Source organism: Brunnivagina elsteri CCALA 953 (assembly GCF_002289455.1).
Taxonomy (GTDB): Bacteria; Cyanobacteriota; Cyanobacteriia; order Cyanobacteriales; family Nostocaceae; genus Brunnivagina; species Brunnivagina elsteri.
The window spans coordinates 1-6,902 of sequence record NZ_NTFS01000355.1; the positions used below are offsets into that span (position 1 = coordinate 1).

6 protein-coding genes are annotated in these 6,902 nt (G+C 38.4%); 3 read left to right on the plus strand and 3 right to left on the minus strand.

Annotation, left to right across the window (positions count from 1 at the left end; genetic code table 11):
• Positions 1-259: 259 nt before the first annotated feature.
• Both CK510_RS23575 and ctpC read left to right on the plus strand, forming a co-directional pair.
• Positions 260-3,016: a CHASE domain-containing protein gene (locus CK510_RS23575; RefSeq protein WP_095723999.1), complete on the plus strand. Its 2,757-nt coding sequence runs from the start codon at positions 260-262 to the stop codon at positions 3,014-3,016.
• Between the two features lie 205 nt (positions 3,017-3,221).
• A complete protein-coding gene (gene ctpC / locus CK510_RS23585) occupies positions 3,222-4,505 on the plus strand; it encodes a carboxyl-terminal processing protease CtpC (RefSeq protein WP_095724001.1) in 1,284 nt (427 codons plus the stop codon).
• An 89-nt stretch (positions 4,506-4,594) separates the two neighbouring features.
• Here the strand turns inward: ctpC and CK510_RS23590 are convergent, their stop codons facing one another.
• A complete protein-coding gene (locus CK510_RS23590; RefSeq protein WP_095724002.1) occupies positions 4,595-4,798 on the minus strand; it encodes a DDE transposase family protein in 204 nt (67 codons plus the stop codon).
• Between the two features lie 102 nt (positions 4,799-4,900).
• Between CK510_RS23590 and CK510_RS23595 the strand changes: the two genes are divergently transcribed.
• Positions 4,901-5,236, plus strand: a complete 336-nt coding sequence (locus CK510_RS23595; RefSeq protein WP_095724003.1) for a hypothetical protein — start codon at positions 4,901-4,903, stop codon at positions 5,234-5,236.
• A 105-nt stretch (positions 5,237-5,341) separates the two neighbouring features.
• Here the strand turns inward: CK510_RS23595 and CK510_RS23600 are convergent, their stop codons facing one another.
• Entirely contained in the window at positions 5,342-5,995 is a 654-nt protein-coding gene (locus tag CK510_RS23600; RefSeq protein WP_095724004.1) for a glutathione S-transferase family protein, read from the minus strand.
• 50 nt (positions 5,996-6,045) lie between these two features.
• Positions 6,046-6,804, minus strand: a complete 759-nt coding sequence (locus CK510_RS23605; RefSeq protein ID WP_095724005.1) for a glutathione S-transferase family protein — start codon at positions 6,802-6,804, stop codon at positions 6,046-6,048.
• Positions 6,805-6,902 lie beyond the last annotated feature (98 nt).

A 6,902-nucleotide genomic window follows, 5' to 3' on the forward strand; every position in this document is an offset into this window, starting at 1 on the left:
TATCCATTTATATATATTCTCTGCATGATAATCACAACCTCCTCTAGCTTCACCATTCCACTTGGAGTTAGAACCAAATCACCAATGCTAATTTTTTATTCTAAAATAATCTTTTTTGGCTAATATGTTATAGTCATTTGTTTTTTATAAAATTGTTACAAAAATAATTATCATTTCGTCAGATATTTTCAACAATTAATGTATTAATTGCTATCCTTGGTTATAGGCTAAAAAAATTTTGGGATAGGCATCCTGAGAAATGGAAAATCGCGGGGATACACTTTACAAAAATTTGGTTTTGTCACTGAATCCTACGCAAACACGTCGTGGTTGGTTTCCCTACGCGATTTTGCTAGGAACATTGTTGCTAACTGGTTTATTTTCCTATTATGCCGCGATCGCATCCCGCACAAAAGACTCCTTGCGTTTTCAGAATGAAGCTGAAAGAACTAAAAGTGACATCCAAAACCGCTTAAACACTTATGTTGCCTTGTTACATGGAACAAGTGGATTGTTTGCGACTAACCAGCAAATAACCAAGCAGGAATTTCAGTCTTATATTGAGCGCTTAAAACTGCGGGAAACCTATCCAGGAATTCAAGGGATTGGATTTTCGACTCGAATTATTTCCGAAGATACCCAGTCGTTAGTTGCGTATATGCGAAATCAAGGCATTTCTAATTTTACCATACATCCCAGTACAGCGCGAAACGAATATCATTCTATAATTTATTTGGAACCCCTCGACAAACGAAACAAAGCCGCGATCGGTTACGATATGTTTACTGAACCTACTCGTCGTGCAGCGATGGAACGGGCAAGAGATACGGGTTTACCAGCAGCTTCAGGAAAAGTCACCTTAGTACAGGAAATTGAACAGCACAAACAAGCTGGGTTTTTAATTTACTTACCCATATATAGCAAAGATAGCGCCAAAAAAACTGTTGCCGAAAGAAGAAATGGGTTAATAGGATTTGTTTACACTCCATTTAGAGCAGATGATTTACTAGCAGGAATTTTCAAAAATCAGCAAAATCCTCTGATAAATGTTGATATTTACGACAATCAGAAAATAAATTCGCAAAGTTTATTGCATAGTTCTTCCACTAGTAATTATTGGAAAAATTATTGGAAGGATTATTCATCCCACAAGCCAAAATTTACAACCACAAGAAATCTGAATATTGCCGGAAGAACTTGGACAATTGTCTTTTCTTCCCGTCATGAATTAGAAAAAGATTCAGCAGGTGAATTCGTACCCTATATGATATTAGGTGGGGTAATCCTGAGTTTTATTCTATTTGGAATGACGCGATCGCAAGTTTTGACATTCGATGCGATGCAAAAAAGTAATCAACGGTTGGGGTTTTTGTATGAAATGTCGAGTGATTTACTAGTACAGGAACAACCCAAGGAATTTATTAGTAGCATATTTAACCAACTTGCCGAGCAATTACAACTCGAAATTTATTTTAATTATTTATTCGATAGCAGTAATCAACGTTTGCGACTCCACGCATATGCAGGTATAAGCGAAGACTTAGCTCAGGAAATTGAATTGCTAGAATTAGGGTTCGCGTTGTGTGGAACAGTAGCACAACAAAACAAGCCAATAATAGTCGAGAAAATTCAGGAATCAAATGATCCAAAAGCTAGCTTAGTCAGGAATTTGGGAATTACAGCATATGCTTGCTATCCGTTATTATCGAGTGGTAAATTAATTGGTACATTAGCATTTGCCACGCGATCGCAAACCTGTCTCAACTCAAATGAACTAGCATTATTACAAGTAGTAGCAGACTTAGTTGCAACCGCACTCGAACGCAATAGTCTAATTACCCAATTGCAACAACAAACCGAGGAATTGCGACAAGCTAACCGTATCAAAGATGAATTTCTTGCCACCCTTTCCCACGAATTGCGAACACCCCTCAATGCTATCCTGGGTTGGATACAGCTTTTACAATCCCGCAGTTTTGACGAAAACAAAAAAGCTCGTGCTTTAGAAACTATCGATCGCAATTCTAAGTTACTTGGGCAGCTTGTTGAAGATATTTTAGATGTATCGAGAATAATTAGCGGTAAATTTCGCCTCAATGTTGAAGAAGTCAATTTACACTCCATAGTCGAATCATCTGTAGATACAATTAAACCCGCAGCAGATGCGAAACAAATTCAAATTACAACACAACTGAATCCCCAAGCATTAGTTTGGGGTGATGCAAATCGCTTGCAACAAGTTATCTGGAATTTACTCTCTAATGCAATTAAGTTTACTCCAAAAGATGGACAAGTAAAAATTAGCCTTGAACAAACTTCTTCCCAAGTCAAAATCCAAATCACTGACACAGGACAGGGTATAGAAATCGAATTCTTACCCTACGTATTTGACAGCTTTCGTCAAGCCGATGGTTCAACTACCCGTTCTGTTGGAGGGTTGGGTTTAGGATTGGCAATAGTACGTCATATCGTCGAATTACACGGTGGAACAGTTCGCGCAACTAGTTCAGGAGAAGGCAAAGGAGCAACATTTACGGTTGAATTACCAGTTTTAGCCATTACTAAAAAACAAACTTCCATCTCCCCAAAAATCATAACCCGTAACACAGTATCAGCAGAATGTCAAGGTATTTTAAATGGCTTAAAAATCATCCTTGTCGAAGACGAAAATGATGCACGGGAATTAATCGCTACCGTACTTGAAGAAGCAGGAGCAAATGTCATCCCTGTCGCGAATGTGGCTCAAGCACTGGATACATTCCAACATAATAAACCGGATATTCTCGTTAGTGATATTGGAATGCCTCAGGAAGATGGGTACATGTTAATTCGTAAAGTTCGGGCATTATCATCAGAACAGGGAGGAAAAACACCCGCACTAGCGCTAACGGCATTTGCAGGAGAAGAAGGTAAAAATCAAGCAATTAATGCAGGTTTTCAAGCACATATTACCAAACCGGTTGAAGCAACAGAGTTGGTTAGACGCATTGCAAATTTAGTTAAGTCGAGGAAGTGAAGAAGGCAGTAGGGTTTTTAGTAGTTTTGAGTACAATGCCCAATTCCCAATTTTTGATAAAGTTTGTATTATCTGCCACACAATTAACCGGATTTTAGAGAAAATATTCAGAAATAACAAAATATGCTTAGTCAGTACAGTGGTAGCCTGTGTTAGATTGAGCATACTGATTAAAATAAATTTTTCCTCTGGCGCAGCAGTCATTATGGTAATTACTAGAAGTGGACTTGTTTTGGGTGCTACGGCTGTAACGCTGACTACAATCGCCGTTACAAGTCTTGGTATTCATTCCCAAGGACAAGCTCTATTTAAAGAAAGCCCTAAAGAATTGGTCGATGAAGTTTGGCAAATTATCCAACGCCAATACGTTGACGGTACTTTCAATCAAGTTGATTGGCAAGCGGTTCGCAAAAAGTATTTAAACAAGTCTTACGGCAACAAGCAGGAAGCCTATAAGTCCATCAGGGAAATGCTGAAACTGCTGGATGACCCATACACCAGGTTTATGGATCCAGAGGAATTCAAGAACATGCAAGTGGATACCTCAGGGGAACTTACGGGTATTGGTATCCAAATTGGTCTTGATGAAAAAACCAAAAAGCTGACTGTTATTTCGCCAATTGAGGATACTCCAGCAGCTAAAGCGGGTGTTTTGGCGAAGGATATCATTACCAAAATTAATGGTAAAAGCACAGAAGGGATGGATACCAATCAAGCTGTGTCTTTAATCCGAGGGGAAGCCGGAACTAAGGTGAAGCTGACAGTGTTACGAGGTAAAGAGCAGAAGGAATTTGTTATTGCCCGCGCTAAGATTGAAATCCATCCGGTTAAGTTTTCCCAGCAAAAAACTCCAGTTGGTAATGTTGGCTACATTCGCCTTAACCAGTTTAGTGCTAATGCTGGGAAGGAAATGCAGAATGCCATCAAGGATTTAGAGAAAAAGCAAGTTGCAGGCTACATTCTGGATTTACGTGGAAACCCTGGTGGTTTGCTGTTCTCCAGTGTCGAAATTGCTCGGATGTGGATGAATAAGGGGACGATTGTTTCGACAAAAGACCGTAAAGGGGAACCAGAGCGGGAAGTCGCTTCTGGTAAAGCTCTCACTGATAAACCTTTGGTTGTCCTTGTTGATAAAGGTTCGGCAAGTGCCAGTGAAATTCTTTCAGGTGCTTTCCAGGATAATAAGCGAGCGATAATTGTGGGTTCCCAGACTTTTGGTAAAGGTTTAGTGCAGTCTGTGCGTCCCCTTGATGATGGTTCGGGTATGGCTGTGACGATCGCAAAGTATTTCACCCCTAATGGTCGCGATATCAATAAGCACGGTATTGACCCCGATGTCAAGGCTGAGTTGACAGATAAGCAGCGTCAAGAATTGTGGTTACGCGGTCGCGATACACTCGGTACAATGAAAGATATACAATTTGTCAAGGCAGTGGAAGTTTTAGGTAAGCAGATTGCTGCCACAGGAACCACAAGAGCGGAAAAGTAGGTTTAAATAGTTAGGAGTTAGGAGTTAAGAATAATTAAATTTTCTTTATTTAATTCATAACTCTTAATTCATAACTCCTAACTCTTGAATTACTGAGGTTGACATTTGCCCGCGCGAATTAAACCGATACGACGTGCGATCGCATCTCCTTGGGATGTAAATGGTCCCCATTTTTCGGTAATTTCTAGGTTATTAATTTCTTGATTGTCCTCGGTGATTTGTTCGCTGGGGACAATTTCGCATATTCCTTGCGGTTGTTTGACGATGTGCCAAGTTTGCGATCGCTCGGTCATAAATTTGTAGATGGGTTTTTCAAAGGGTTGTGATAGCAAAACTAATGACAAAATACTAGTGTCGTTTTATACTATTGATATTAATTACGCAGTCAGATTAGTATGAAATTTTCAATTCTTTCTTTAAGCACAGCTTTAGTAGCTAGTTTATCGTTTTTAGCACCCGTTTTAGCTGAAGATGCAAGTTTGTATGCAGGGGGAGGTTACACTGTCAAAATTGTCGGATTTGCAGGTTCGGCATCTTATACGGGATGCGATCGCAAGAATCGCTGTCTGACAATTCCCGAAGCATCCAACTATAGTCGGGGTAGCTACGTTTGGGAAAATGAAGGTTACACTTACTCAATGTCACCTGTGGGAAGCAGTGGTAAATATCGTTTGAGAATTTTCAACCCTAAAGGTAAAGCGTTACTCAATCAAGTCATGAACCCAAAATAGTAAATATTATTTTTGTCCCGATACCGTTACTCAAGTTGAGGATATAGAGGAGGTAGATGCACCCTGATTAAACTATTACCTCAGTTCATAAAAGGCTGAGGTTTTTTATTTCTCCCTATTCTTCCTACGATTTAATATCATAAAAACTCGCTTAAACTGTTTGAGTTCCTCTTCTGTTAATTCTGTTTTTTGCCACACTTCGCGCTGCATTAAACGCTGCAACCAATTATTCACTCGCGGATAATTACTTAAGCCAATATCTATATTTTTCAACATAGATATATCTGTGCCAGCAATAATATCCGCTAGACTGATACTATCACCACCAAAATATAAGTTATCTCCTAGAATTTCTGACCAAAATTTCAAGACAATATCTATATGTTGTTTTGCATGTACATATTTGGGTGAATCCTCATTTTCAAATAATAATGTAATCAATTTCGGTAATAGCTCATTACTCGATACCATCTGTACAATTTTCACTGTTGCTAATGCTTGTGGTTCTTTTGGTGACAGCGCAGGTATGGGATATTTTGCTTCTAAATAATCTAAAATAGCCAAAGATTCAATAACTCGAAAATCACCATCAACAATTACCGGAACATGATGAAATGGATTTAATCCCAAATACTCAGATTGCATTTGGTCACCATTTAATCTCATTAATATAGGCTCAAATTCAATTCCTTTTTCCAGCAAACCAAGCCATACACGACGAGCCATTGGGGAACGAGAATTGTAGTAAAATTTCAACATTGATGATTTTTCCTGAAATGAATCTCAATAATTATGCAAATTAATTCTAATTAAATATTTCTTTCACGGTACAATCTCAATGCGAATTGACCAGCAGGTGTTTCTCGTAACTCCTTAATTTCTGATGCCATTTTGACTGGCAATTCTTCTAATGGACGACGTGTAATTGGATGTTCGGGAGGTTGAATTGCAGGAGCTGCAAGGGTAGCAAAAGTCAAGTCAGCAGCAGAAAATTTATCCCCGACTAAATAAGTACGTCCATCTGCTAATAATTCATCGACTTGTGCAAAAAGTATCTTGATTTGTGCGTATGATTCTTGACTAGATTCTGGTGTTAATTGGAATTTGTTTTGCAATATCTTTTGCATAGAAAGGAAACTCAAAGGAAATAATATTTTTTGAATTTTGGGAACACCTTGACACCAAGAACGCTGAATATTTTTGTAGTCATTACTAATATAAGAATAACCCCAACGACGGGTCGCTACTCCTAATTCACTATCAAATAATTCTTCTAATTCCTCAACTTTTTGCCGCAGTTCTGGATTACTTGGATATAGTTTATTTTCATCCAGTGTAATTGAATTCAAATATTTCAAAATATCTGTAGAATCTGTAAATATTTCTGTGTCTGTGACTAAAATCGGAGTGGTTTTCCCTCCTAATTTTGCCGTTGATAATAGATGAAATGGTGGTGAATGAGGTTCTTCGACAAAATTAAATTTCAGTCTTGTTAATGCCCAGCGCACTTTTTCGCAGTAGTGACTAACAGGAATAGTAATTAAACGAAATGGTTTTTGTTGATTCATAGTGATTTGGAATTTGGTAATCTATGCTGTGAATTGCTTAAAATTTGACTAATATGGAACCCCACTCCAAACGTAGTTGCTCACTCTCTCTTTGGTAA

What these genes read in the sequence shown, in the direction of transcription:
- ctpC (WP_095724001.1), top strand. Translation starts at nt 3,222, where the DNA reads ATGGTAATTACTAGAAGTGGACTTGTTTTGGGTGCTACGGCTGTAACG.
- CK510_RS23605 (WP_095724005.1), bottom strand. Translation starts at nt 6,804, where the DNA reads ATGAATCAACAAAAACCATTTCGTTTAATTACTATTCCTGTTAGTCAC.
- CK510_RS23595 (WP_095724003.1), top strand. Translation starts at nt 4,901, where the DNA reads ATGAAATTTTCAATTCTTTCTTTAAGCACAGCTTTAGTAGCTAGTTTA.
- CK510_RS23590 (WP_095724002.1), bottom strand. Translation starts at nt 4,798, where the DNA reads ATGACCGAGCGATCGCAAACTTGGCACATCGTCAAACAACCGCAAGGA.
- CK510_RS23575 (WP_095723999.1), top strand. Translation starts at nt 260, where the DNA reads ATGGAAAATCGCGGGGATACACTTTACAAAAATTTGGTTTTGTCACTG.
- CK510_RS23600 (WP_095724004.1), bottom strand. Translation starts at nt 5,995, where the DNA reads ATGTTGAAATTTTACTACAATTCTCGTTCCCCAATGGCTCGTCGTGTA.